This window comes from Clostridioides sp. LIBA-2809, from assembly GCF_056688965.1.
Window position 1 is genome coordinate 4,095,957 of the sequence record NZ_CP197004.1, and the last position, 26,144, is coordinate 4,122,100.

A 26,144-nucleotide genomic window follows, 5' to 3' on the forward strand; every position below is an offset into this window, starting at 1 on the left:
AAAATTATTTATCCTTAAATATTTCAGTTACAACTTTAACTTCTTTTTTACTTGAATAGTCACTCATACTTTTCCCAGTTGCAGTTATTTTATATATTTGACCATTTTTATCTTCTACAGTAATCTTTATCTTATTTGCAATACTTTCTTTGTCAATTAAATCTCCATCTTTATTTTCTATTGTTGTAATCTTTTCATATGGAGTATCATATAAACTCACATCGTCTTTGCTAAGTACTTTATCATACACAACTTTTTTTGACTTATCTATTAGTTTTTCATACACGACAGTTCCATCTTCTCGCTTTTCTAAGCTATCAAAATCAAATTCTCCACTCTTTATTTTTCCCCTCAGATTTTCTATTTCACTTTGAACATAGTTTAAGGAACTTATATCTGTATCATTTTTAGTGTTAGCTTTGTTATTAGTATTGATAATATTAAAAAATGCAAATAGTATAATGCCCATAATAGCCAGAGCTACTAATACTTCCATTAAGGAAAATCCTTTTTCATTACTCTTTTTACCCATATTTTATCAACCTACTTATTTTTAAATAAATTCTCATTACCCAATTCTAGACATAACATCAAATGTATAAGTCTTATTATTTAAATCACTATCTTTCTGACTTTCTTGTGTTGATTCATTATAGTATATACTTACAGTATAAATAGATTTATCAGCTTGCTTCTCTATTTTAAATGGTGTTTCCTTCATTTCTTTATTATTTTGAACTAGTGGTTGATTAGATATTATTTCTTCTCTAACCGCATTTTCGGCATCAGGAGTATCCTCTTGAATTCTCGTTACAGAATATACTCCTGTATTATTTTTAGTTTCTATAGAAACTTCATACCTTACGATATTATCTGGTGTCTCTATATTATATTCATAATTACTACCTGAACTAGCTTTTCTTACCTCTTTGCAGTTTTCTAAATCCCTATTTAGATATTTATTAATCAAATTAACATTTACTTGAGCATCTGTAATGATTTGTTGTTTCTTTACTGCTGATGTTATACCATTAAACACTTTATAAGAAATACTTAAAACTACAGTTAATATAAATACTGCTACTATTATTTCTAATAAGGTAAGACCCTTTTCATTATTTTTGTACAAGTTTATCACCTATCTTTAAAGCCTATTTAGCTTTATTTTGCACTAGACTTAAATGGATTATATTTTCCTGGTCTCCATGAAGATGGATTATCTGTATCAAGTATCATAGTAGTATTATCCTTAGTGTACATTATAAATTTAAATGTAGCATCTACTACACCTTCTGCTTCTGGAGCCACAACTTCTTTTTGTGTTTCTTTCTCTGTAGCTGCTCTAAGTACACAAGTATTACATAGATAACTAGTAGACCTATCTAAAAGCTTATCATTTTTTAAAATTTCGCCTTCTTTTATCAATGGACAATCATTATATAAGTGCCATTTATCTTCGCCTTCTACCCAATATATTTTTGTATCTTTATTTATGTTCACATTTTTAATTAAATCCTTATTGCTTGTCGTTTCTTTTTCTTCTTTTTCTGGCTCTATGTATGAAGTCATTGTATAATCTAATATCTGAGTAACATTTTTTTGCTCTTCTAAATAAGCCATTAATTTTTTGACATTTCTATAATCCCCTCTAACACTTATTGTTGTTGATACACCATAAAAATGTTCATATTCTCTAATACTTCCAACATCGTAACTAGTTAAGTCAATATTATATACTTTCATTTTCTTATCTAATCCTATTAAAAAAAGTCCATCTTGCATATCATATAAAAGATTTTTACTTTTTTCTTTCAGCTCACTTTCAACTTCTTTAAGTTGTTTTTCATATTTTGGCATAAGAGCTGTTTTCTCTTTATATGTATTTAATTTTTCTGTAGATTGTTTTACAGAATTTTTTGTAGCAACATATTTTTGGTATTGAGGATAAAGCCCAAAGTAGCCATATGATAAAATAGCTAATAAAATTATGACTTTTATAAGAATTCCTTTTAAGCTAACCTCCATTTTAAATATATCTTTTATATCTTTTTTAAATATATCTTTATTCATTAGTTAATACACCTTCTTTCAGGTATAATGTCATACTAAATGTATAGTTAGAATCTTCTTCATTATTTTTTATGCTATGTAATTTAACATCTTCAAAATAATACAAGCCCTTTAATTTATATAAAAATTGACCTACATAAGAAGAATCTTTAGCGTTTCCTTCTATGTTTATAACATTTGGTATCTTATCATATAATGGTGTTTTATCATCTTTTTCTGTATCATCACTATCAGTTTCACTATCTCCAGTTAATGCTTCTGATACATTTGTAGTCTTATCTTCATTTAAATCACTGCTGGTTTTATCTCCATCACTATTACTTTTCGTATTTGATTTTGTTTCACTTGATTTATTTGTGGTAGTTTTATTGTTATTTGAGTTCTCAGTTTTATTAGTAGTTCCAAGGTTTTGATAAGTCGTTGATAAGTTCGTTAGTTCAACTCTACTTGGAGTATTTTTATCTATATCATCCAATAAATTTTCCCATTTTACCTTTTTCCCAATTAACATATCATATACCTTTATTTCTTCAGTTTTGCTTTGTATCATTTTTTCTATGTTTCCAATCTGATAATATGCAGATTCAATATTTCTTATTTCATCATTAACATTTTCAAGCTCTTTATTGGCTAGATTATTAAAAAAAATCAAACATAAATATGGAATAGCAAGAACTAATATAACTATTGGTGCTATTTTCAGTATGTTTTTCATTTGTTTGGCTTTCATCTGTTTTTTGAGTATATCCATTGGTAAAAAATTTATATTTTCAAAATCTTTTTTACCTTTAGGTTCTATCATACTTCCTAGAATCTCTACGATTGAGTTTATATCGTCTTCGTCTATATCTCCAGTTATCATATCAGATATATCCATTATTTCAGTAAGACCTTGAGAAACATAATTTGAAAATGCAGAACTAAAAGCCTCGTAAATCAATTTATTGGAATATCTTTTTCCTAAGATTAATATAGTGTCTGTAACTTTACCAAAGTTTCTTGATGAATAGTAATTCATAAGACCTTTTGATTCTTCTACTACATTTAATAACTGCATTTCCATGTCTTTTGCAGTTATTCTTATAGGTATGTTATCACTAATAAATAAAGTATCTTTCTTATATATATTTATAATTGTACTATTGTCACTTATATTAGTTACCATTATGTCACTGTAATCTAAATTTTTAAGGATTCTTAAATAAGCTGTTGATAACGTATCTATTCTATCTAATATTAAATCGAACTCATGCATTATCTCTACAATTGCGTTTATTTCTTCCTTTTTTATAGCTCCAATGATAAGATTCAAACTTGACTCCTCACCAGTTGAGCTATCTGATGTTTCACTAGATACTTCATATGAAAACACATATTCATCTGATTCCAAAGCCATCATCTCATCCATTTCTAGCTTCATAAATCCATCTAAATCCTTTTTATCCATCTTAGGGAGTTTTTGGGGTTTTAGAATTACATCTCTTGTATTTAAACAAAAAACTACGTGTCTTGATTTTAACTTCACATTTTCTAATGCGTATCTCAATAGAGCATACTTTTCCTTAGAAAAATCTTGTGCAATATCCTCTATTGAAAACGCATTAAAATTTTTTATATAAAACTTATCTTTATCATGTTTATATCTGCCCTCAACTATGGAAATAGAATCGCCATAATATGATACATAAACCTTGTTCATTTGTCCTTTCCCTCCTACATAGCATCATATATACTAAGCATTGGCATAAATATTGATACAACCAGTACCGCAACTATAATACCAACTGCAATTATTAAAACAGGTTCTATCATTGATGCCATCCTATTTAAATAAATTTCGGATTCATACTCATAGAATTCGGCCATCTGTCTACTTATATTCTCTAACTCCCCTGTCTGCTCCCCTATAGCTATCATCTGTACTAGTACAGAATCAAAATATGTATATCTTTCTAAGTTCTCTGCTAAGCCCTCACCTCTTGTTATTCCATCTTTGGCTGATGCCAAAATCTTTTCTGCCATGGTATTATTTACACTATCTATAATATAATCAAGCCCCTGAACTAAAGGGTATCCTGTTGATACAAATAGATACAATGCTCTTGAAAACCGTGTAGCCACCATACAGTTTATTCCTTTTCCTAAAATAGGAATCTTATTTATGACTCTATCTTTATGTGCTCTACCAATGGGTGTTTTTAGATACTTCTTAAATTGGTAAATAGACAATATAATAGCTAGAAGTACTATTATCCAAAAATTCTTCATAAACACACCAAACCCCATAACAATTCTTGTTATAAGTGGCAGAGATGCTCCTACTGTTGTAATTGAATTCACCATCTTAGGCACCATAAATGCTGTAAATATAAAAATCATTACAAAGGAAGAAATCAAAACTATTAATGGATATGTTGCCGCATTTCTAAGCTTTTGCTTAACCCTGTGTTCACTATCATAAAATGAAGCCATACTTTTTAGTACTTCATCTAATTTACCTGTAGCCTCACCTGTAGCTATCATAGCTCCAAGTAATTTTGGAAACTTTGATTTTGGTGAAAGCATTGAATCTGCAATAGTAGAACCTATTTTTATTTCTGCTACTATACGATTAATCTCTTCTCTCAAGGTAACATTAGTTGACCTTCTAGCTAATGTTTCTAGACCTGAGATACTATTTATACCAGAAGATACTATAATAGCAAACTGTCTACAAAAGTGGCTTATCTGGTCAGCTCCTAAGTCTTTTTTTCTCTTTCTACTAAAGACACTTATGTTTTTACTTTTACTTTCTTTAATTTCAAGAACTCTAAGATTTCTTTTTCTAAGGAGACTTCTAGCTTCATTAAAATCATTGGCTTCAATTACATCAGTTTGTTTTTTTCCATCCTCTTTTATTACTGTATACTTAAAACTTTTCATAATATCATCCTTTAATCAGTCATCAAAATTATTCTAATCATTTCTTCTACTGTTGTCTTTCCATTTAAAACCTTTTTAACTATATCCTCTTTCAGACTAATCATGCCTTGTTTTCTAGCCACCTTTAAAATTTCTCTTTGATTGGCAGATGAATCTATTAACTCTTTTATTTCTGGTGTAATTTCAAGCATCTCAAATATACCTAGACGCCCCTTATATCCTGTATTATTGCATCTTTCACATCCTTCTCCTTTATAAATAGTTACTGATTCATTTACATCAATACCAAGAGCCTTTTTTTCTCCAATGTCTGCTTCATATGAAACCCTACAATGCTCACATATTTTTCTTGTAAGTCTTTGAGATATTACCCCTAAAACGGATGAAGTTATCAGAAAACTTTCTACATCCATATCTAAAAGACGTGAAATTGCTCCAACTGCTGTATTTGCATGTAATGTACTTAAAACTAAATGTCCTGTAAGAGAAGCTCTAATTGCTATTTCTGCAGTTTCAGTATCTCTTATCTCCCCAACCATTATTATATCTGGGTCTTGACGCATAAAAGCTCTAAGCCCACTGGCAAAGGTAAGACCTGCTTTTTCATTTATCTGAGATTGATTTACACCAGGTAATTCATACTCTATAGGGTCTTCTATTGTTAAGAGGTTTCTATTTTCTGTATTTAATTGATTTAACATTGAATATAGTGTAGTTGTCTTTCCACTTCCAGTAGGGCCAACTACCAATATAAGTCCATAAGGAGTGTTTATCAACTCGTCATATATCTTAGAGCCATGTTCATCTATTCCTAGTACTTCTTTACTAACCATAAAATTACTCTTATCAAGAACCCTCATGGCTATCTTTTCATCCCTATTAGTTGGCATTGTAGAAACCCTAAAATCTATAGGTTTGTTATCTACTTTTAAATAGATTCTGCCATCTTGCGGTATTCTCTTTTCAGATATATTTATATCTGACATTATCTTGATACGACTTACTACTGCTTTGTATGGTGCTGAGTTCATCCTCATATATTCCCTTAACATTCCATCTATCCTAAATCTAACACGCATGTAATTTTCGCTTTGTTCTATATGTATATCACTTGCTTCCATTCTAACAGCATTTTCTAGTATGTTGTTTACTAATCTTACTATTGGAGCTGCATTTACATCTTCTTCAAGTATTACTGTTTCTCTTACTCCACCAGTTCTATTCTTGTTGTACTCAGTCATAGCTTTATTTATTTCTGAATGTGCATAAGCATGACCTATTGCTTTGTTTATATCTTCTGCACTCGATATAAATATCTCTACATCTTTACCTGACATACGTCTTACATCTTGAACTGCTTCTCTATCTTGTGGGTCTGACATGGCTAGACATATCTTGTTTCCATCTATTTTGAATGGAAATACAGCATATCTTTTGCATATATTTTCTGGAACCATTTTTGTAGCTAATGTGTCTATTTCTGTTCCTTCTAAAAATACACTTTCTATATCCAAAAGTTCTTTTAATACACTTATTAATAAGTTACTATCTATAAGACCTTCTTGTACTAGAAATTCTCCTAGTCTTTTTCCACTGTTTTTTTGCTCTGATAATGCCCATTTAAGCTGGTCTTCTGTTATGTATCCTTTTTCAACCAGTTTGTCTCCTATTCTAACTTTTTTAGCCACAGATTTCACTCCTTTACTATCTCAATTATATCATCATTTGTGATTGGACATTAAATAAAATAGTATAAAAGACAGGAAGATTTTCTTCCTGTCTTTTTTATTATATTTATCATTAAGTTTACATATAATTAAATATTGAAGATACTACTCAGCACTAGTTTCTAAATTATCTATAAGAATTATATATATTTTACCATTAAAAGCATCATCTAACTCATGCTCTTTAGCTACATCTACATTTGTATAAACCTTATCTTTTCCTATGTCAGATACTAGTTTATCTGCTTGTTCTTTTGTTATTGTTACGCCATCTATCAATAATGCTAATTTTTTACTATCACTAACTTTAACTAAACCATAAGTTCCACCAATATCAGAATTTTCTATATCAGATTCCAAGTATGATTTTAAGTGTGTTTTTATATCTGTAGGTAATGTGTTAGTATCTGCATAATAAGATAATGCTGCACTCTTAACTGAACTATAATCAGACTCAACACTTGCTACCTTAGCCTTATTTATATTACTAAATAAAGCTGGAACTGCTACTACTGCTAATATACCTATAATTGCAATTACTACCAATAATTCCACTAAAGTGAAACCTTTTTTATTCTTTCTTAACTTCATTTTTATTCCCCCTCAAATTTTTTAATTAATACTTACTTATAATATATCTGGTTAAAAATCTAAGTAAAATTATTTACACGTACTAACCAGATTTATTTCTAGCATATAACCATTTTAAAACAAAAAATGCTATGAAAATAAAAGTATCCATAAATAAATACAATTCCATAGCCGGTTGCACCACTAACTCCATATGTTCTAAGGTGCCCAAATCACAGAACATATATCAACGTTTCTATTTTTATTAAATTCAGGGTAATGCATAATTATATATACATATCCACTTATATTATATAATAGTTACCAAATTTTATCAACTAAGTTTATATTATTTATATATACCAATAATTTACATATTGAAACACAGTTCATACAAATAATTATACTATACAAAAAAAGAAACATCTCCCTACAATTATCATATATCGTAAGGAGATATTTATAAATTATCATTTAGTTTTATCATTGTCATTTCCATCCTTTGCTAATATTTATTTGAAAGCTAGAAGCTATTACAATATAGTATTTTATTAAAATCATCTATTATAAACATTCTATCTCTTTTAATTATGATTCAGCCACAATCACTATATAAATGAAACTCTTCATTTACAGATATGCTCATTGTGCAAAATTACTTTCTTTACAGTAACTTTATATAATCCAGAACCCTCTCACAAACATCAAAGATATAGAATAGATACTATTTTCAATTCTTATAAATAAACTTTCAATAGACTTTTATATTCCTTCTAGATTGTGGCTGAATCATTTAAGTATTAGGGGTTCATCTTCTGACCTTCCCATTGGAAACACCTCTTTCTTTGTTTATATTTACATAATACTACATAATCTGAAATTTTTCAATACTTTTTCCAAATATTTTTTATATTCATAATATTCATTATTTATGCACTTTTTCATATTTCTTTTTACGTATCTATTATAAATTCTAAAACATAATCTTTTTCTAAAATCGCATATACTCTTATAATAAATAAAAGACAGCTCTATAAATTTAAGTATCAAAAAAGAGTTGCTCAAAAGTTTTATATCCTTTTAAGCAACTCTTATAAGTCCAATAAATTAGAATAATTTACTTACTGATTCGTTAGAGAATATCATTCTTATAGCATCTCCAAATAAAGGAGCTACAGTTTTTATCTTTATTTTATCTATTCTTTTTTCTTCAGGAAGTTGTATAGTATCAAGAACTATTAACTCACTTATCTCTGAATTAGAAATTCTCTCAATAGCTGGTCCTGATAATACACCATGAGTACAACAAGCATAAACATCTTTTGCACCAAACTCTTTAAGTGCATTTGCCGCATTAACTATTGTTCCAGCTGTATCTATCATATCATCTAATAGTATAACATTTTTACCTTTAACATCACCTATTAAGTTCATAACTTCACATACATTAGCTTTTGGTCTTCTCTTATCTATTATAGCTATTGGCACTTCTCCATTTAAAGAATTAGCAAATTTTCTTGATCTAGTAACACTTCCTAAATCAGGAGATACCACTACTAAATCTTCTATTTTCTTTTCATTGAAGTAATCTGCTAATATTGTTCCACCTAATAAGTGGTCTAGTGGTATATCAAAGTATCCTTGTATTTGAGCTGCATGTAAATCCATTGTTAATACTCTATCTGCTCCAGCAGCAGTTATTAAGTTTGCAACTAATTTAGCAGTGATTGGATCTCTTGCCTTAGCTTTTCTGTCTTGTCTTGCATATCCATAGTAAGGAATAACAGCTGTTATTCTTCCTGCTGATGCTCTCTTTAATGCATCAATTAAGATTAATAACTCCATTAAGTTATCATTTACTGGGCTATTAGTAGATTGTACTACAAACACATCACAACCTCTTACTGTCTCGTTCATGTTTACACATATTTCACCATCACTGAATGTACCTACTTCACAGTCTAGCACTGATACACCTATATAGTCAGCTATTTTCTGTGCTAACTCTTTCGATGAATTACCTGCAATAATTTTAATCTCGCTTCCGCTAGTATTCATTTATGTAACCCTCCTGAAAATTTTAAAATCCTAATGAATATAATTTATAATAATTTCGAGCTAAATTTATTAGCCAAAATAATAAACTAATGATTACTTACCTTCTTCATCTTTTTGCTTTTTCTTCTCTACCCAGCCTTCTTTAATAACTTGTCTTTCTCTAGCTATTGCCAAAGCTCCATCTGGAACATCGTGTGTTATTGTTGAGCCAGTTGCTATATATCCTTTTTCTTCTACAACTACTGGTGCAACTAGGTTGGAATTTGAACCTATAAATGCATTATCTTTTACTATTGATTTAAATTTATTTTTACCATCATAGTTTACAAAGACTACTCCACATCCTATATTTACATTTTTACCAACATGTGCGTCTCCTATGTAAGAAAGATGAGATGCTTTTGAACCATCTTCTATAATAGCATTTTTTACTTCAACAAAATCACCTATTTTTACATTGTTTCCTAAGTTACTCTTTGGTCTTAAATATGCATATGGACCAATAGTAGTATTTTCTCCAACTTTACTATCAATTATAGTTGAATTTTTTACTTCTGTACCATCACCTATTTCTGAGTTTGTTATAGATGAATTCATTCCAATTATACAATCTGAGCCTATCTTTGTTTTTCCTTGTAACATAACACCTGGATATATTATAGTATCATTACCTATCTCAACATCAGATTCTATATAGGTAGAGTTAGTGTTTATTATAGTCACTCCATTTACCATATGAGATTCATTTATTCTTCTTCTCATAATCTCTTCTGCTTTTGATAATTCTACTCTTGAATTAACACCCATAAGCTCTTCAATAGTTGAACCTGCAAATGCACCAACTTTAAGACCTTTATCTCTCATTATTTTAGCAGTATCAGTTAAATAATATTCGCCTTGTGCATTGTTATTATTTAACAAATCCAATGCTTCTCTAAGGCTCTTACCATTGAAACAATAAATTCCAGAGTTTATCTCACTTATCATTTTTTCTTCTGAATTTGCATCTTTTTGTTCCACTATTCTAAGAAGGTCGCCCTTCTTATCTCTTATTATTCTACCATAACCTGTTGGATTTCCAACTCTTGTTGTAAGAACTGTGGCATGATATTTATTTTCTATATGATATTCAAATAATTTTTTTAGTGTCTCTTCCTTTATAAGTGGAGTATCTCCACAAAGTACAACTATTATATCTTCATCATTAATATATTCTTTAGCCATCTTTACAGCATGTCCTGTTCCAAGCTGTTCTGTTTGCATAGCTATTATAGTTTCTTCTGCTAGTTTTTCCTTTACTACATCAGCTTCATGCCCCAAAATCACAACAGTATCTTTTACACCTGATTTTTTTGAAACATCTATAATATGGTTAACCATTTCTTTTCCACATACTTTATGAATAACTTTTGGGTATTTAGACTTCATTCTTGTTCCTTTGCCTGCGGCAAGGATTATAGCTTTAAAGTTCATTGATACACTCCATTCAATCTAATTTAATTTTATTCGTATTATTCTCTCAATCAATATACATTATAATACATTTATTTGACAATTTGTATACAACATATACATTATCACTAATAATATAGCACTTTTTTACTAAAAAGTACATATTTTAATACAAATTCTACATTTAAAAAGAGCCTAAATGTTCGGGCTCTCTCCATTTTATATATTTATTATTATTCAGCAGCTACTTCCCATTGAACTAATGCTTCATGATATGCTTGTAAAACTGCATCTTCTAAAACTTGTCTCATTTCTGCATTTATTGGATGAGCTATATCTCTGAAATTTCCTTCGCCTACTTTTCTGCTAGGCATTGCTATAAATAGGCCATTATGGCCTTCTATAACTTTTATATCATGTACTACAAACAAATTATCGAAAGTTATTGAAACTATGCATTTCATCTTACCTTCTTCTGTTAATTTTCTTACTCTTACGTCAGTTATCTTCATACCAAAATATCCCCCTTTGATTTTGACAGAAATTAATTTATATTAAAATTATTATCGCTGGAATAAATTAATATAAACTGTTTTTTAAGTAATTCTATGAACAACTAGGGATATCCTCTTTTTATTTTTACATATTTTTCTAAATATTTTTTTTATTAATCTTCATCTATCTCAAATTCAAATTCTGAATCTTCTTCATCTAAATCTTCATTTCTATATTCATCTTTAAAAGTCTTTAAATTTGGCTCTACTACTATTTTATCTCCATCGACATCCAACTGAATTAATGAGATATAATCTTTTACCATCTTTTCTGAAGGATTTGTTGTAGATATGAATACTCCAGTACCTATAACTTCTGCACCAAATTCATTCATAAGGTCTACCATTCCTTTTATAGTACCTCCACCCCTCATGAAATCATCTATAATTATAACTTTACTGTCTGGCTTAAGGGCTTTTCTTGGCAAACTCATACTCTCAACCTTAGAGCTTCTATTTCCACTCACATATGTCATACTAAGAGTAGGACCTTCTGATACTTTTATATCTTTTCTTATTATAACTAGAGGTAAATTCATAGCTTTTGCAGTCATAAGTGCCATAGGTATACCTTTTGTCTCCATTGTCACAACATAATCTGCATCTACATACTCAATATTTGAGGCAAATATCTTTCCTATTTTAGCAGCTATTGTAGGGTCATAAATTAAATCAATCAAGTATAAAAAACCACCAGATAATATTCTAGACTTGTCGCATATTTTCTCACATAATTCCATTAAGAACTCTGCATTTTCTGCTATAGAAGTTTTAGGTATATATTTTACTCCTCCTGCTGCTCCTGAGATAGTTATAACTTTACCTAAATGCAGTTTTTCAAATACATTCTTTACGACTAATAAATCTTCACTTATTGTTGATTTTGCTGCATTAAATTGATTTGTAAAATAACTTAATGTATATATTTTATTTGGATTGTCAGATAGTATTTTAACTATCGCTCCAATTCTCTCTGTTCTTTTAAATTTCATTACTATTTCCTCCTACAAGTACCTTTATATAACGTTAAACTAACTAATGCATAACAATTCTTATTGTGGTATAATATTACTTATGTTTTATTATATTCAAAAATAAAATACATATAATATTATATGCATATTAATTATAAAATATTGAACATTATATTATTATACCACAAAAATAGTTCATATTGTAGGACTTAATTAAAAAGAAAGGTGGTTTTATTATGAATATACACTTTATAGGAATTGGCGGTATCAGCATGAGTGCATTAGCTGAAATATGTATCAATAAAGGTTACCAAGTTTCAGGTTCGGATTCAAACGAATCATACCTATTAGACAAACTTAGAGACCAAGGGGCAACTATCTATATTGGTCAGAAAAAAGAGAACATATCAGATAATGTAAATATGGTTGTTTATACAGCAGCAGTTCATCCAGACAATGAAGAACTTATAGCTGCTAAAGAAAAAAATAAATTAGTAATGAACAGAGCTACTTTTTTAGGTCAAATCATGAGGGAATATAAGAATTCTATAGCAGTTTCTGGAACACATGGAAAGACTTCTACAACATCTATGTTATCCACAATCTTTGAATATGCAGACTTAGACCCAACTATACTAGTTGGTGGTAACTTAAGTATGATAGGTGGTAATGTTAAGATAGGTAATTCTGACCACTTTATAACTGAAGCATGTGAATATGTAGATAGCTTCCTTAATTTTAACCCTAAAATATCTATAGTCCTAAATGTTGAGGAAGACCATCTTGATTATTTCTCTGGTATAGATGAAATCAAGGCTTCTTTTAACAAATTTGGTAAGCTCTTACCTCCAGATGGCTATTTCATAATAAATGGTGATGATGAAAATGTCGATGACATATTATATGATGTTAAAGCTACTATTATAAAATACGGTAGAGACTCTGATAATGATGCTGTAATAAAAGATATTCACTTTGACAATGGTGGTCATGGAATATTTAAAATAGAATATCAAGGAAAAGACTTAGGAGAATTTGAACTTTCTGTATATGGTCTTCATAACATATACAATGCATCTTCTGCTATAATAGCAGCTCTTGTTTCTGGTATTGATTTAGAGACTATAAGAAAAAATATAAAAATTTATAAAGGTGTAGGAAGAAGATTTGAAGCTAAAGGATATTATAAGAATGCTTTAGTAATAGATGATTATGCACATCATCCAACTGAATTAAAAGCTACTTTAGCTGCTGCTAAAAAATTAAAAAAATCTACTTTATGGTGTATCTTCCAGCCACATACTTATACTAGAACAAAATCTCTTTTAGGCGAATTCTCAGAGGCATTCTATGCTGCTGATAAAGTTATAATAACAGATATATATGCTGCTAGAGAAAATGACCCAGGAGATATACATTCTAAAGATTTAGTTGAAAAATTATATCAAAACAATGTAGATGCTATCTACATAAAAGAATTTGAAGATATAGTAAAATATTTACATGAAAATGTTAACGATAATGATTTAGTAATAACTGCTGGTGCTGGTCCAATTTATAAAGTTGCAGACTTGTTGGTTGAAAAATAATATATAAAAAATAATTTAGGCTATCAAATATCTCATTTGATAGCCTTCTTAAAGTCCTATTTCTTTCCAATCTCAAATATCTCATTTTTAAGGTAATCAAACAAACTTGTATGAACTTCATAATAAGATACAGTTTTCTTAGAAGTAACTTTCACATAATCTTTTCCCATTGTTTCAACTTTTACAGCAAAATTATCGCCTTTTATGTCTATAGTAAAGTTATATTCACTTCTTTCCTTACTTTTCTCAGGCTGAACTTTTCCTACAACCCTCTTTGAAATCATCTTATGTGCTAAATCATCAAACTTCCATCTATGAACTTTTTTAATTTCTTTTCCATGAGATATAGTCACTTCTTTCCAATCTTTATAGTGACTTAAAAGGTCAAATGAGGTATATATACTTTCATCTAAAAGCTTCTTAAAAGCATTCTTAGAATCAACTGGAACTTTATAATACTCTTCCTTGTTTACAGTATATACTCTAAAAAAATTAAGGTCTGTAGAAAATTTAACGCCATCATCAGAATATCCTTCATAAACTGCTTCATAAGAAGATGTAGTATTTCTTACTTTCTTAAAATCTGAGAAAAAGAACTTTATGTCATTCCACATATCCTCTTCAATTTTTATGTTTTCTATATTTTTGTCTGATATATAAATCTTCTTCTTCTCTTTTATTTGAGTCATTAAAGACCTAGTATCTTCTTCTTCTGTTTCTACCTTCTTTGGAACTTCACTTTTATCCTTTTCCATATTCAATCCTATTTTGAAGGATATAAAGTATATTATAAAGAAAACAACTACTCCTATTAATATCGCAGCTTTTTTCTTTAGTTTTCTTTTCTTACTCATTTAACCACCCCTAGAGTTTATAATCATAAAACAATTATATAACTTTTTACACTTTTTTTTAAGGTTTAATTATTTATTACACTTATTTCCTTGACAATTAGTACATGGTTCAACGTGAACCGTTATACCTTTTACAAATTCCATATGTCTTATTATATGTTTTTCCAATTTAGTAGCAATGTCATGACCTTGTTTAACTGTCAAATTTTCATCAACGCATATAGTTAAATCAACATATGCCATAGCCCCATGTTTTCTAGTTTTTATATCCCCTAGATTCTTAACACCTTCTGTATCAGCTACGATATAATTTAATTCTTTTATTTCTTTTTCATCAACTGAAACATCCATCAATTCATTAACAGAACTTATAAGTATATTGATTCCTACCTTAGCTACAAATATAGCTACTACAACTGATGCAATTGGGTCTAAAGGTTTAAAGCCTAAAATAGAACCTCCTATACCTATAAAAGCAGCTACTGAAGATAATGCATCCGACCTATGATGCCAAGCATCAGCTTTTAAGGCTGGAGAATTTATCTTTTTAGCAACTTTTATTGTTATTCTATATTGATACTCTTTTATCAAGATTGAAATAACTGATACCACTAATGGTAATATTGATGGGACATGTAATGCATCTAGGTTAAATAAAGATTTAATTGCTTCTATACCTATTGTTATAGAAACAAATATAAGTAATATTGATAATACGAATGATACCAATGTTTCTGCTTTCTCATGCCCATAATTATGCTCTCTATCTCCTGGTCTAGAAGATACATAGTTACCTATTAATACTCCTACAGAACTTATGATATCTGATGCTGAGTGTAATCCATCTGCAATCATTGCACTAGAATTACCAATAACCCCAGCTATCATCTTAATTATTGTTAATACTATATTCCAAAGTATCGACTGTATGGTTATTTTATTTGCTTCCTCATACCTTGTTTCCATTTTTATTCCTCCTTATAAAACAACTCTAACTATTCTGAACCTCCCATGACTAAAGTCACAGGGTTCCTGCTTCATAGAATTTTGCATACTAAAATATGTCTTACAAACTCTCCACAGGCTATCCCCGTAGTTCCTACGGCTCTTACATAAGTTATCTATTTTAAACTCTTATTAGTCTTAATCCTTCTTTTAATATATTTATACTTGCATTTATATCTCTATCGTGAGTTACATTACAACAAGGACAAATCCATTCTCTTATATTTAAATTCTTCATTTCCTCGTTTTTGTACCCACATTTATTGCATATTTGTGAACTTGCAAAGAATTTACCTACCTTTACAATTTGTCTACCATACCAATTAGCCTTGTATTCTAATTGACGAACAAATTCTGACCATGACACATCAGAAATTAAGCGAGATAGTTTACTATTTCTAGTCATATTCTTTACTTGTAAATCTTCTATGCAAATAATATCATTCTCTCGTATTAATTTAGTAGATAGTTTTTGTAGAAAATCCTTCCTTTGATTAGCTATATGTTCTTGAAGTCTTGCAACTTTTAATCTTGCTTTATTTCTATTTAAACTACCAATTGTTTTTCTCGATAGTTCTCTTTGTAATTTAGCAAGTTTGTTTAATGACTTTTGAAGATACTTAGGATTTTCTATAAAGTCTCCACAACTTGAGATACAAAATTCTTTAATTCCTAAATCTAAACCTATCTGATTATTAGTATTTTCAAATGCTTTAATATCTATATCAGTACAACATAATGATACATAATATTTACCACTTGGTTCTTTGGATACTGTAGCATTAAGTATTCTTCCTTGAGGTACTTGTTTATCTCTTACTTTAACCATACCAAGTTTAGGTAATTTTATATATTGACCACAGTACATAATATTTCCATTTGTAAAGTTAGTTCTATATGAAAATCTATTAGTTTTCTTTGATTTAAATTTAGGAAATCCTGCATTTTCTTTAAAGAATTTTTTATATGCGTTTTCTAAATCTTTTAAGGTGTTTTGTAGTGAAAATTTGTCAGGTTCTTTAAGCCACTCTAATTCTCTTTTTAAATTGGTCAAATCAGAACTGCACTGTTTATAAGTAAAAGTTTCTTTATCATTTTCATAAAATTCTATTTTTTTAGCAAGATACTTATTATATACAAATCTACAACATCCAAAAGTTTTATTAATTAACTCTTGTTGCTTTTTATTTGGATACATTCTAAACTTATATGCTTTTTCCACTACTATCACCTCACTTTACTTGTTTTTATGATTATGTAATACTGGATGTCTATATTTTACACACCATACTATATGGTATTGTACTAAATATACATATCTGAGCTACTTCAATTTTTACTCACCCATCCTAATATTAACAAGGTAAATTTTTTTAAACAAGTATTTTAAAGGTTTTTATATTTATTTCTAAATAACATATGTAAGAACCGTAAGTCCTAACTTTTATCATTTTGAGGTTGTCGTTCACATAAGTTCGCTACTACCTATGCAGTTCTCTTATGAACTTCTTACACTTTCATGTAAGCACAGACTATATCTTATCCTTCGGCGTTATTCGTTAAGGTCTACCCACTTCCACTACCAATAGCTTGTAGTGTACTTCCCTCAAGAGGAATAGTCGTTGAAGTTTCTCCTACTTAGGAGCTTACCTGCTGATTGCCCATTTTAAAGTACTTAGGGTTTAACCCTATACCATCTAACCAATTTTTTCTACTTTCGTAACTTTCACACTTAGGTTTATTTCATCCTTATGTTTTAGTTTGGTTAGCTTTAGGGGTTTCCAGCAATTCAAGTAGTATTGGATAGGTTATATCCTATCTCCACATATAAGTTTCCCTATATGCTGACTATTTTAGCTACTAACTCAAGACTTAAAGTCACGAGTATGCGTAGCTATTTTTTAATCAAAATATACATCTGGACATAGATTAAATCTACTATTACATGCAAATGTATACTCTTTACTTTCAATAAAGATTATCAATCTTCTATAAAATGAAAAATCACCTAGCTTAAGCTAGGCGATATATATATTATACACTATTATTTAAATTTATGCTTCTTTTATTATCTCTACTACCATCTTAGCAGAATCATATAAGTCTTTTATAGCTATATGTTCACTTAATGTATGAGCATTTTTCATACCTATTCCTAAAGTTATAGCTTCGATACCATTTTTACTTAATATATTTGTATCACTGCCTCCTCCTGTAGATTCAGTATGACCCTCTATACCTAAGTTTGAAAAAGCTTTCTTTGCAAGTTTTATTATTTCAGAATCTTCGTTAACATCTATTGGAGTATATGCTCTGTTTACATCTATCTCAATTTGAGCTCCAAAATCTTTAGCAGCTTTTTCAAAAGTATCTACCATATGTTTAGTTTGAACATCCAATTTATCTTCTTTTAAACTTCTAGCTTCTGCAACTATATTAACTTCACCTGTTACTATATTTGTAGCTGTTCCACCGTTTATAATTCCTATGTTAGCAGTTGTTTCTTCATCTATTCTAAGTAAATTCATATTTTCTATTGCTCTAGCTGCTACCATTATAGCACTTATACCAGCCTCAGGCTCAAGACCTGCATGAGCAGTCTTTCCTAATATCTTAACATTTATTACATCTTGTGCAGGAGCTTTTACTATTATTTCTCCAGGAGAACCACCACTATCTAATACAAAAGCATATTTAGAATCTATTTTTCCATAGTCTAAATTTTTAGCTCCAACTAATCCACATTCTTCACATATAGAGAATACAACCTGTATATCAGTATGTTCTATGTTATTTTCCTTTATATATCTTAAGCCTTCTAATATAGCTGCTATACCTGCTTTATCATCAGAACCTAATATTGTAGTACCATCACTTTTTATTATTCCATTTGCTTCATCCACTATAGGCTTTACTCCTATACCTGGAGTTACTGTGTCCATATGTGAACTAAATAATATTTTCTTACCTTCTTTATTTCCTTTTAATGTAGCTATTATATTGCCAGTTTCTCCATTTGTTTTTTCACCAGCATTATCTACTACAACTGAACAACCTATTTCTTCTAATTTTTCAACTAATACTTTAGCAACATTCCCCTCTTTTAAAGATAAACTGTCTATCTGTATTAATTCAAGGAACTCGTTTAAAATTCTTTGCTCGTTTATCATAATCTTCCTCCATAATATAATAGGTATTTCAACATATATTGTAGTGTAATATTTAAATATTATCAATAGTTTTTAAGTTTTTATATTACTTTCCTTAATTTTTTTTAGTAAAGTGAAAGTCAAGGCTAAATTCTTGCATTTTTATTATTTCTATCTAACTATATTTCTTTGTCTAGAATCTATAAAACATAACCAATATCCTAAGCTATTTGTTCTATTGTCACAAGCTTGATATCTTAAGAACCCTGTGCTTCCATTGTCTGGCTGTTCACTTCTATTTCCTGGAATAGCATAGATATAATGTTTTCTTTTATTATATTCATCATATTGAACTCCAAATAAGTAATGTCTATATTTATATGAATGCAATACTGCATCACTATACATCGTATAATTCAACACATTTAAATATCCTAAATGTGGCATTGTATATCCACATAGAGTTGTAGGATTTATCTCTATTTTCCACCATCTTGTCTTATCTATATAATCTGTTGCAAAAGGTTTTACTTCTCTAAATAATTTCAAACCTTTCTTTATTTGTCTAGGCATAAGTAATGTACTAGCTTGTTTATTTCCACTATCCCCCTGACTTACTCCATTGGCTCTTTTTATTTTTTCAATATTATTCTGCTCTTTCTGAGCTTTCTTTGATTTAGTAGGTTTTAAAGAAACAACAGATTCCTCTTCTCTGTTTATTTCAAAATCTTCTTCATCATCTTCATTATCTTCGTCACATTCATCATCATATTCCATATCTCTATATTCTTCTTGCGCCTTAACCTTATTGTAGTTTTCTATTTCCTTATAATTATTAAATTCTTCTATTTCCTCATCACTAGAATCTTCTATGTCCGTTCTTGCTTTTAATTCTCCATCTTCAACGTCTTCATCATCTTCCCAATAATCTTCGTACTCATCTTCATCATATTCTTCTATAATATATTCTTCATCATCGTCGCTACCTTCTTCTCTATCACTATCTTCCTCATTGTCTATCTCTTCATATTCTTCGTCTTCTTCCAGCTCTTCATATTCTTCATCTTCTACCTCTTGGAATAATATGTCCTCATAATTTTCAATCTTATTTCCTTTAAATCCAATTAATGGTATATTTCTTCCATACAACAATGCAATACCTTTTATTTCATCATCATAATCCTCTAAGTCTAAAACAAATTCACCTCTTCCTTGTTCGTTTAAAATTATATTTCCTAGGTCTATTAACCCATGGTCACCTTTTATTGCCACTGCTTTATACCCATCTTTAACATATTTTAGATTTTCTACATATAATGCAATAATTGCTTTTTCATCATTTACTTCAACTTTTGCAAAAGCTTTTGGCAGTACTCGTTCTTTGTATCTAAAGTTTATGTCTTTAGCTTCTAGTATTATATAGTCTCTTTTAAACTTTCTTTTAGAACCCACTGCAATCCCCCCTTAACACAGTTTCTCTAAACAATATATGTTAATAAAATAAAAAAAAGTACCTTCTATTTAGAAGATACTTTTGTATTTATTATATTTGAAAGAATTGCAAACTCTTCTATACTAAGAGTTTCACCCCTTCTTTTTTCATCTATATTAGCTTCTTTTAATATTTCTCTTATTTCGTCTTTATTAAGAAAACCAAGACCTCCCAACGAATTGAGAAGAGTTTTTCTTCTTTGCCCAAAAGATGCTTTTACTGTTTTAAAGAATAGTTCTTCGTTATGAACATCATATTTTCTTTCAGCTCTTACATGTAGACCTATAACTGTAGAATCTACATTTGGTTGTGGTATAAACATATGTCTTGGAGCTTTTGCTACAATCTCTGTTTCACAATAATATTGAACAGCTATAGATAATGCTCCATAATCTTTAGTACTTGGTATAGCATTCATTCTATCTGCAACTTCTTTTTGAACCATGACTACTATGTCTGTTACAGGTATATCTTCTTCTAAAAACTTCATAACTATTGGCGTAGTTATATAATATGGAAGATTTGCCACAAGCTTAACTGGCCCACCATTTAATTTATCTTTTATTAGTTCTTGTATATCTACTTTTAATATATCTTTATTTACTACTTCTGTGTTATCTAAATCTGACAATGTATCTTTCAGTATAGGTATTAGATTTCTGTCAATTTCTATAGCCACTACTTTTTCTGCTACTTTACCCATTTCACGAGTAAGAGTACCTATTCCAGGTCCTACTTCTATTATGTTGTCGCCTTCTTTAATCCTAGCTCCAACTAATATTTTATCAATTATATTACTATCTATCAAAAAATTTTGACCTAAAGACTTTGAGAATTTAAAATTATATTTTTGTACTACTTCTTTTGTTGCACTATGTGAAGATAGTCTATCCATTATTTACTCCTTTTAACTTATTTTAAGATTTAATTTTTTTAATTATACATATTTGTATGTGTTTAAAACAAAGTATTTATTAGAAATAATTTGTCTTAAATTAACCTGTAATTTCACATCTATTTTATATAATATTTTTCATATACTAAATATTCCATTTAGAGTTGTTTTAATGCATCTATAAATTCTTCTCTTTCAACTCCATAATTATTCAATCTATTTAAAAATTGTTTTGCGTTTCCATATCCAATTCCAAGTATTTTACCAAGTGCATCTCTTCTATGTGATGCATCTTCGTTACCTATAAGACCATTTCTAATTAGGTCAACTTGTTTAAATTCATTTCTTTTTTCTGTATTTTCAGTTCTAACTTTATTCAAAGCTGCTATTATACTTTTAGGAGTAGCATTTTCAATTCCTATGTCTCCATCTTTTTTAGCTTCTTCTCTTGGTAGAAATGCATGTTTACATCCTGGAACTTCTGATGCTATTTTTTTTCTTATTTTTTCACCTGCAAAGTCTGGGTCTGTAAATATTATGACACCACGTCTTTCATTAGCAGCTTTTATACGCTCCATTACACCTTTTGGAAATCCAAATCCCCCTGTAGTTATAAGTTCTGCATCTATTGCTCTCTTAACTGCTGTAACGTCATCTCTACCCTCTACTACGATTATTTCTTTTATCATATAAATTCACCTTTTATTCGTTTTTAGTTTTTCTTTACATCTATTTATTTTAAGGTTTTTATTTGATTTAATCAAGGTACTAAGCTATTTATTTTTATTTGAAAACATATCTTAATTAAAAAATCATTTTTATTAAATGAATACTACTTTGTTTTTTATAACCTTATTTACAAATAGTAGTAGAGATACTTTGCTTTATATTTAATATGTTAATATCTTTTATTAATATTAAGTATATTATGCCATCTATAGAACATTTGTATATGTCAAAAGGTGAATTCTATATATCAGAATCCACCTTTTTATACACATAAATTATCATTTCATTTTGATACATTCTATTTTAAATTACTTTTCTATAAGTTTAACTCTCTTTTTCTGTCTTTCCATCATATTTTGATGTCCATTTATTTAGTATAGCTTCTCTATTTCTAGCTGATAATTTTAAATCATTATCTATCATTTGTTCTAATGGCTTTTTAGGGAATCCTTCTGGTATTGGATTTCCTGTATCAATTGTAGTAACTGCAAAATTCTTAGAATACTCATTCATTGCTTCTTTACTTATCGCCCAATCTAAAAATACTTTTGAAGCTTCCTTCATATTGTCTTTTTTCACAAGAGCATTTGATTCTAACTCCCATCCAGAACCCTCTTTGGGAAATACAACTTCTACTGGATATCCTTCCTCTTTTAATTTTATACCTCTATTTCCAAAAGATATACCTATAGGGTATTCTCCAGAAGCTGCTGATATTGCTGGTGCTGAACCAGATTGAGTATATACCCCAATATTTTTATGTAGCTTATCCATGTATTGCCATGCTTTTTCTTCACCCATAATTTGTATAAGTGCTGATACTGTTAAATATCCTGTTCCTGCAGAAGATGGGTTAGGCATAGATATAAGACCTTTATATTCTGGTTTTATTAAATCTTCATAAGAGCTAGGAACTGGTATGTTTTTATCTTTTAATTCTTTAGTATTTACTGTTATACCTGTCATCCAAGCATCTATTCCAACCCAAGAAGGAACTTCCTTATCATCTTTAAAAGCAGGATTTATCTTATCAAAGTCTTTTGGAGTATATGGTTCTAACATTCCTTGATCATCTAAAATTATCATACTTGTAGCTGCAACTCCCCATACAACATCTGCTTGAGGATTATCCTTTTCAGCCAGTAGTCTTGCTGTTATGTCTCCTACTGATGCTCTAAAAACATTCAATTTAACATCTGGATATTTTTCTTTAAATGTAGCTAAATATGTGTCTATACTATCTTCTTCAATTGCTGTATAAACTGTTAACTCTCCTTTTGTCTTACTATCAGTCTTTGAATCTGAACCTGATGAGGCAGTACTGCACCCTGTTATTACACTCAATAAAAGTGTTGATAATACTCCTAAAGAAACTAGCTTCTTAAATTTCATTTTTTCTCCCCTAGGCAACATCTTTTTGTTGCCATTTTTGTGTGTTATTTTTTAGTTTTTTTGTTACAAATTCGTACAACAATCTTACTATTATATTTGTTAAGAGCACTAATACTGCCATAGCAGCTGATGGTCCTATATACCCTATCTCATCTAACTTTAGTATTGATATTGATGCTGTTTGAGTTTGAGGAGTATATAAGAATATTAATGCTGAAACAGTAACCATTGAATTCATAAAATAATATACTGCTATTTCAAGTATCGATGTTATAGACATAGGAACTGTTACATTGAAAAACACTTTATAAAATGGTATATTTATAGATTTTGCAACTAGTTCATATTCTTTATCTAGCATCTTTAGCGATGAATTTGAAGTTATGAAAGAAACGGTATAGAAATGAACTATATTTACTATAACTAGTATCATTGTACTCCCATATAGAAAGTTTAATGGATTATTTGATGAGTTAAAAAAAGTTATATATGATATACCTAAAACCAATCCAGGCAATGCCATAGGTATCATTGATAAAAAGTAAGCTATTTGTCTTAATCTAGGGAATTTATCTACTTTTTCTATCATATATGCACTAAAAAATACAAATATAGTTCCAAATATCGCTGTTAAAGTTGATATTTTTAAACTACTTAAATATGTTTTTATTCCATTTCCAGATATTCCTTTAAATGTATAATGCTCTATTGTGAAATTTAAATTATATGGCCATAACTTTATAACTGAACCTATAACTGAAACGAATATCAAGATAAAGATTAATAAAGTTATAAAACTACATGCTATTAAAAACACTCTATCTCTAAGCTTATTTTCCTTAATCTTATATGGTATAGATTTTGCAGTTATAGTCATCTCCTGTTTCTTGCTTGCCATCTTGTCTAATGCAAAAGCTATTAGTACAGGAATCAACATTACCATAGAAACAGTTGCTCCCATTGGTATATTAAATTGTCCAACCACTTGTTTATATATGTCAGTAGCCAATACATTATAGTTTCCTCCAACTACCTTTGCCGCTCCAAAATCTGTAAATGCTAGTATAAAGGATACAAAGAATGAACTAATTAGTGAATACTTTATACCTGGAATTGTGATTTTATAGAACTTTTTAAATCCACTAGCTCCCAAGCTATCTGCTGCTTCATAAAGTCTGTAATCTGCCATTGAAAGTGCGACAGACAATATTAAGAATGCTTGTGGAAATGTAAATAGTATCTGAGAAATAATTATTCCTAATGGACCATATAATTGTACCTCAAATCCCATAATTGTAAAAAACCCCTTATTTCCAAAAAGATATATAAGTGAAATACCATATAACATAGCTGGCGCAAAAAGTGGAAAAATTCCCATAGTTTTAAAAAAGTTCTTAAATTTTATATTTGTTCTTGTTATTGCATACGAATATATAAATGCTAAACATAGTGATATTAAAGACGAAACTGTAGATACAAAAACTGAGTTCTTAAACGATTTTATAAGGCTTGGATTTTCAATATACTTACTAAAGTTTGAAAAGCCTATAAAATTTCCACTTGTATCTAGAAAAACATTTTTTAATAATGATACTAATGGAAATAATATAAATACCATTAGTAAAATTACTGAAAAAGTTAAAGTATACTTTTGTATAGTACTATCACTTATTTTTCTTTTATTTTTTACTTTTATCATTCATTCACCCCTAGCTATTAAGCACATCCCTCTGATTTATACGCTATAATTCCTTTTGGTATCTTAAAGTTTATTTTAGAACCTATACACAGATTCATTTGTTCCATAACTTTTGAAACTACATCTATTTTTATTTGCTTAGAACAATACTCAACTGTAATTCTATAGTTAAATCCTCTAAATTCAATATCCAAAATCTCACCAACTTTTATATCCTCATCTTTAGAATCTCTATTAAATTCTATACTTATATCTTCTGGTCTAATTGCGATTTTATTAATACCATCATCTATAAAATTAATTGTTCCTATAAAGTCAGCTACAAAAGGTGTGTTGGGATTTTTATATACTTCTTTTGGTGTTCCGACCTGTATTATTTCTCCATTATTCATAACAACCATCTTATCAGATAAACAAAGTGCTTCATCTTGGTCATGTGTTACCATTATAGTTGTAATTCCTAGTTTTCTATGTAAGCTTCTAATTTGCTCTCTAAGTTTTAACCTTACTTTTGCATCTAATGCAGATAAAGGTTCATCAAGAAATAAAAAGTCTGGTTCTAAAGCAATTGCACGAGCTAATGCTACTCTTTGTTGTTGACCTCCGGATAATTGTGATGGATATTTTTTCTCATATCCACTCAATTCTACAATTTCTAGAACTTCTTTAACCTTTTTTTTGATATTAGATTTACTTATATTTTTATTTTCTAATCCAAAAGCTATGTTTTTGTAAACATTCATATTTGGAAATAATGCATATGACTGGAAAACTATACCAAAATTTCTACTTTCAGGCGGTGAATTGGTCATATCCTTATCGTTTATTATTATTTTTCCATCATGTTTATCTTCAAGACCTGCAATTATCCTAAGCAATGTACTTTTACCACAACCACTTGGACCTAGTAAACAGATAAACTCTCCTTTTTCAATGTCAATAGATATATCTTTTAGTACTTTGACTTGTCCATAACTTTTACTTACATTTTTTACTTGTAAAAAAGACATTTA

22 protein-coding genes, 1 pseudogene and 1 riboswitch are annotated in these 26,144 nt (G+C 29.1%); of the genes and pseudogenes, 1 reads left to right on the forward strand and 22 read right to left on the reverse strand.

The features are described 5' to 3' along the window. Positions 1–4 precede the first annotated feature (4 nt). The 11 genes from ACTG44_RS19285 to purR form a co-directional block, all read right to left on the reverse strand. Positions 5–532: a prepilin-type N-terminal cleavage/methylation domain-containing protein gene (locus tag ACTG44_RS19285; RefSeq protein ID WP_479921045.1), complete on the reverse strand. Its 528-nt coding sequence runs from the start codon at positions 530–532 to the stop codon at positions 5–7. A gap of 36 nt (positions 533–568) precedes the next feature. Further along, on the reverse strand, positions 569–1,138 hold the full coding sequence (locus tag ACTG44_RS19290; protein WP_479921046.1) for a PulJ/GspJ family protein: 570 nt from the start codon (positions 1,136–1,138) through the stop codon (positions 569–571). A 23-nt stretch (positions 1,139–1,161) separates the two neighbouring features. Continuing rightward, complete coding sequence (locus ACTG44_RS19295) at positions 1,162–2,070, reverse strand: type 4a pilus biogenesis protein PilO (protein WP_479921047.1); 909 nt, start codon at positions 2,068–2,070, stop codon at positions 1,162–1,164. After that, positions 2,063–3,769 carry a PilN domain-containing protein gene (locus ACTG44_RS19300; protein ID WP_479921048.1) on the reverse strand — a complete coding sequence of 569 codons (1,707 nt, stop codon included), beginning with the start codon at positions 3,767–3,769 and terminating at the stop codon, positions 2,063–2,065. The genes ACTG44_RS19295 and ACTG44_RS19300 overlap by 8 nt, the downstream gene beginning before the upstream one ends. A 14-nt stretch (positions 3,770–3,783) precedes the next feature. Next, positions 3,784–4,992: a type II secretion system F family protein gene (locus ACTG44_RS19305; RefSeq protein WP_479921049.1), complete on the reverse strand. Its 1,209-nt coding sequence runs from the start codon at positions 4,990–4,992 to the stop codon at positions 3,784–3,786. Positions 4,993–5,003: 11 nt separating this feature from the next. Further along, positions 5,004–6,680 carry a GspE/PulE family protein gene (locus ACTG44_RS19310; RefSeq protein ID WP_479919581.1) on the reverse strand — a complete coding sequence of 559 codons (1,677 nt, stop codon included), beginning with the start codon at positions 6,678–6,680 and terminating at the stop codon, positions 5,004–5,006. Positions 6,681–6,824: 144 nt separating this feature from the next. Continuing rightward, the gene (locus tag ACTG44_RS19315) at positions 6,825–7,310 is read right to left on the reverse strand and encodes a type II secretion system protein (protein ID WP_479921050.1); all 486 of its coding nucleotides are present in this window, start codon (positions 7,308–7,310) and stop codon (positions 6,825–6,827) included. 160 nt (positions 7,311–7,470) lie between these two features. Further along, positions 7,471–7,556: riboswitch (cyclic di-GMP riboswitch) on the reverse strand. A gap of 840 nt (positions 7,557–8,396) precedes the next feature. After that, positions 8,397–9,347 carry a ribose-phosphate diphosphokinase gene (locus tag ACTG44_RS19320; protein WP_021386410.1) on the reverse strand — a complete coding sequence of 317 codons (951 nt, stop codon included), beginning with the start codon at positions 9,345–9,347 and terminating at the stop codon, positions 8,397–8,399. A gap of 93 nt (positions 9,348–9,440) precedes the next feature. Then, positions 9,441–10,820 (reverse strand): bifunctional UDP-N-acetylglucosamine diphosphorylase/glucosamine-1-phosphate N-acetyltransferase GlmU, encoded by a 1,380-nt coding sequence (glmU, locus tag ACTG44_RS19325; RefSeq protein WP_479921051.1) that lies wholly within the window; start codon positions 10,818–10,820, stop codon positions 9,441–9,443. 212 nt (positions 10,821–11,032) lie between these two features. Continuing rightward, positions 11,033–11,311 carry a septation regulator SpoVG gene (spoVG, locus tag ACTG44_RS19330; RefSeq protein WP_003421453.1) on the reverse strand — a complete coding sequence of 93 codons (279 nt, stop codon included), beginning with the start codon at positions 11,309–11,311 and terminating at the stop codon, positions 11,033–11,035. Between the two features lie 155 nt (positions 11,312–11,466). Then, positions 11,467–12,345 carry a pur operon repressor gene (gene purR / locus ACTG44_RS19335; RefSeq protein WP_169468806.1) on the reverse strand — a complete coding sequence of 293 codons (879 nt, stop codon included), beginning with the start codon at positions 12,343–12,345 and terminating at the stop codon, positions 11,467–11,469. A gap of 218 nt (positions 12,346–12,563) precedes the next feature. Between purR and murC the strand changes: the two genes are divergently transcribed. Beyond that, the gene (gene murC, locus ACTG44_RS19340) at positions 12,564–13,916 is read left to right on the forward strand and encodes a UDP-N-acetylmuramate--L-alanine ligase (RefSeq protein WP_021386408.1); all 1,353 of its coding nucleotides are present in this window, start codon (positions 12,564–12,566) and stop codon (positions 13,914–13,916) included. A gap of 56 nt (positions 13,917–13,972) precedes the next feature. Here the strand turns inward: murC and ACTG44_RS19345 are convergent, their stop codons facing one another. The 11 genes and pseudogenes from ACTG44_RS19345 to ACTG44_RS19395 form a co-directional block, all read right to left on the reverse strand. Further along, entirely contained in the window at positions 13,973–14,770 is a 798-nt protein-coding gene (locus ACTG44_RS19345) for a hypothetical protein (protein ID WP_479921052.1), read from the reverse strand. Between the two features lie 69 nt (positions 14,771–14,839). Next, positions 14,840–15,736: a cation diffusion facilitator family transporter gene (locus ACTG44_RS19350; RefSeq protein WP_479921053.1), complete on the reverse strand. Its 897-nt coding sequence runs from the start codon at positions 15,734–15,736 to the stop codon at positions 14,840–14,842. 160 nt (positions 15,737–15,896) lie between these two features. Further along, on the reverse strand, positions 15,897–17,006 hold the full coding sequence (gene tnpB, locus ACTG44_RS19355; RefSeq protein WP_479917768.1) for an IS200/IS605 family element RNA-guided endonuclease TnpB: 1,110 nt from the start codon (positions 17,004–17,006) through the stop codon (positions 15,897–15,899). Between the two features lie 21 nt (positions 17,007–17,027). Further along, positions 17,028–17,093 (reverse strand): annotated as a pseudogene (locus ACTG44_RS19360) (transposase); the annotation flags it as partial. A gap of 736 nt (positions 17,094–17,829) precedes the next feature. Further along, positions 17,830–18,945: a tripeptidase T gene (locus ACTG44_RS19365; RefSeq protein WP_021386442.1), complete on the reverse strand. Its 1,116-nt coding sequence runs from the start codon at positions 18,943–18,945 to the stop codon at positions 17,830–17,832. Positions 18,946–19,095: 150 nt separating this feature from the next. Next, positions 19,096–20,376 (reverse strand): hypothetical protein, encoded by a 1,281-nt coding sequence (locus ACTG44_RS19370; protein ID WP_479921054.1) that lies wholly within the window; start codon positions 20,374–20,376, stop codon positions 19,096–19,098. 65 nt (positions 20,377–20,441) lie between these two features. Beyond that, on the reverse strand, positions 20,442–21,311 hold the full coding sequence (gene rsmA / locus ACTG44_RS19375) for a 16S rRNA (adenine(1518)-N(6)/adenine(1519)-N(6))-dimethyltransferase RsmA (protein ID WP_479921055.1): 870 nt from the start codon (positions 21,309–21,311) through the stop codon (positions 20,442–20,444). A gap of 158 nt (positions 21,312–21,469) precedes the next feature. Then, a complete protein-coding gene (gene rnmV, locus ACTG44_RS19380; protein ID WP_021386441.1) occupies positions 21,470–22,000 on the reverse strand; it encodes a ribonuclease M5 in 531 nt (176 codons plus the stop codon). Between the two features lie 364 nt (positions 22,001–22,364). Continuing rightward, positions 22,365–23,432 (reverse strand): putative 2-aminoethylphosphonate ABC transporter substrate-binding protein, encoded by a 1,068-nt coding sequence (locus tag ACTG44_RS19385; RefSeq protein WP_479921056.1) that lies wholly within the window; start codon positions 23,430–23,432, stop codon positions 22,365–22,367. A 10-nt stretch (positions 23,433–23,442) separates the two neighbouring features. Beyond that, on the reverse strand, positions 23,443–25,131 hold the full coding sequence (locus ACTG44_RS19390; RefSeq protein WP_479921057.1) for a putative 2-aminoethylphosphonate ABC transporter permease subunit: 1,689 nt from the start codon (positions 25,129–25,131) through the stop codon (positions 23,443–23,445). Between the two features lie 17 nt (positions 25,132–25,148). Continuing rightward, complete coding sequence (locus ACTG44_RS19395) at positions 25,149–26,141, reverse strand: ABC transporter ATP-binding protein (RefSeq protein ID WP_479921058.1); 993 nt, start codon at positions 26,139–26,141, stop codon at positions 25,149–25,151. Positions 26,142–26,144: the final 3 nt, after the last annotated feature.

Bases quoted from the DNA above. Each gene is read 5' to 3' on its own strand.
- ACTG44_RS19345 (WP_479921052.1), bottom strand. From the start codon at position 14,770: ATGAGTAAGAAAAGAAAACTAAAGAAAAAAGCTGCGATATTAATAGGA.
- spoVG (WP_003421453.1), bottom strand. From the start codon at position 11,311: ATGAAGATAACTGACGTAAGAGTAAGAAAATTAACAGAAGAAGGTAAG.
- rnmV (WP_021386441.1), bottom strand. From the start codon at position 22,000: ATGATAAAAGAAATAATCGTAGTAGAGGGTAGAGATGACGTTACAGCA.
- ACTG44_RS19315 (WP_479921050.1), bottom strand. From the start codon at position 7,310: ATGAAGTTAAGAAAGAATAAAAAAGGTTTCACTTTAGTGGAATTATTG.
- ACTG44_RS19285 (WP_479921045.1), bottom strand. From the start codon at position 532: ATGGGTAAAAAGAGTAATGAAAAAGGATTTTCCTTAATGGAAGTATTA.
- ACTG44_RS19305 (WP_479921049.1), bottom strand. From the start codon at position 4,992: ATGAAAAGTTTTAAGTATACAGTAATAAAAGAGGATGGAAAAAAACAA.
- glmU (WP_479921051.1), bottom strand. From the start codon at position 10,820: ATGAACTTTAAAGCTATAATCCTTGCCGCAGGCAAAGGAACAAGAATG.
- ACTG44_RS19395 (WP_479921058.1), bottom strand. From the start codon at position 26,141: ATGTCTTTTTTACAAGTAAAAAATGTAAGTAAAAGTTATGGACAAGTC.
- ACTG44_RS19365 (WP_021386442.1), bottom strand. From the start codon at position 18,945: ATGATAAACGAGCAAAGAATTTTAAACGAGTTCCTTGAATTAATACAG.
- ACTG44_RS19320 (WP_021386410.1), bottom strand. From the start codon at position 9,347: ATGAATACTAGCGGAAGCGAGATTAAAATTATTGCAGGTAATTCATCG.
- ACTG44_RS19300 (WP_479921048.1), bottom strand. From the start codon at position 3,769: ATGAACAAGGTTTATGTATCATATTATGGCGATTCTATTTCCATAGTT.
- ACTG44_RS19385 (WP_479921056.1), bottom strand. From the start codon at position 23,432: ATGAAATTTAAGAAGCTAGTTTCTTTAGGAGTATTATCAACACTTTTA.
- ACTG44_RS19350 (WP_479921053.1), bottom strand. From the start codon at position 15,736: ATGGAAACAAGGTATGAGGAAGCAAATAAAATAACCATACAGTCGATA.
- murC (WP_021386408.1), top strand. From the start codon at position 12,564: ATGAATATACACTTTATAGGAATTGGCGGTATCAGCATGAGTGCATTA.
- rsmA (WP_479921055.1), bottom strand. From the start codon at position 21,311: ATGGATAGACTATCTTCACATAGTGCAACAAAAGAAGTAGTACAAAAA.
- purR (WP_169468806.1), bottom strand. From the start codon at position 12,345: ATGAAATTTAAAAGAACAGAGAGAATTGGAGCGATAGTTAAAATACTA.
- ACTG44_RS19295 (WP_479921047.1), bottom strand. From the start codon at position 2,070: ATGAATAAAGATATATTTAAAAAAGATATAAAAGATATATTTAAAATG.
- ACTG44_RS19390 (WP_479921057.1), bottom strand. From the start codon at position 25,131: ATGATAAAAGTAAAAAATAAAAGAAAAATAAGTGATAGTACTATACAA.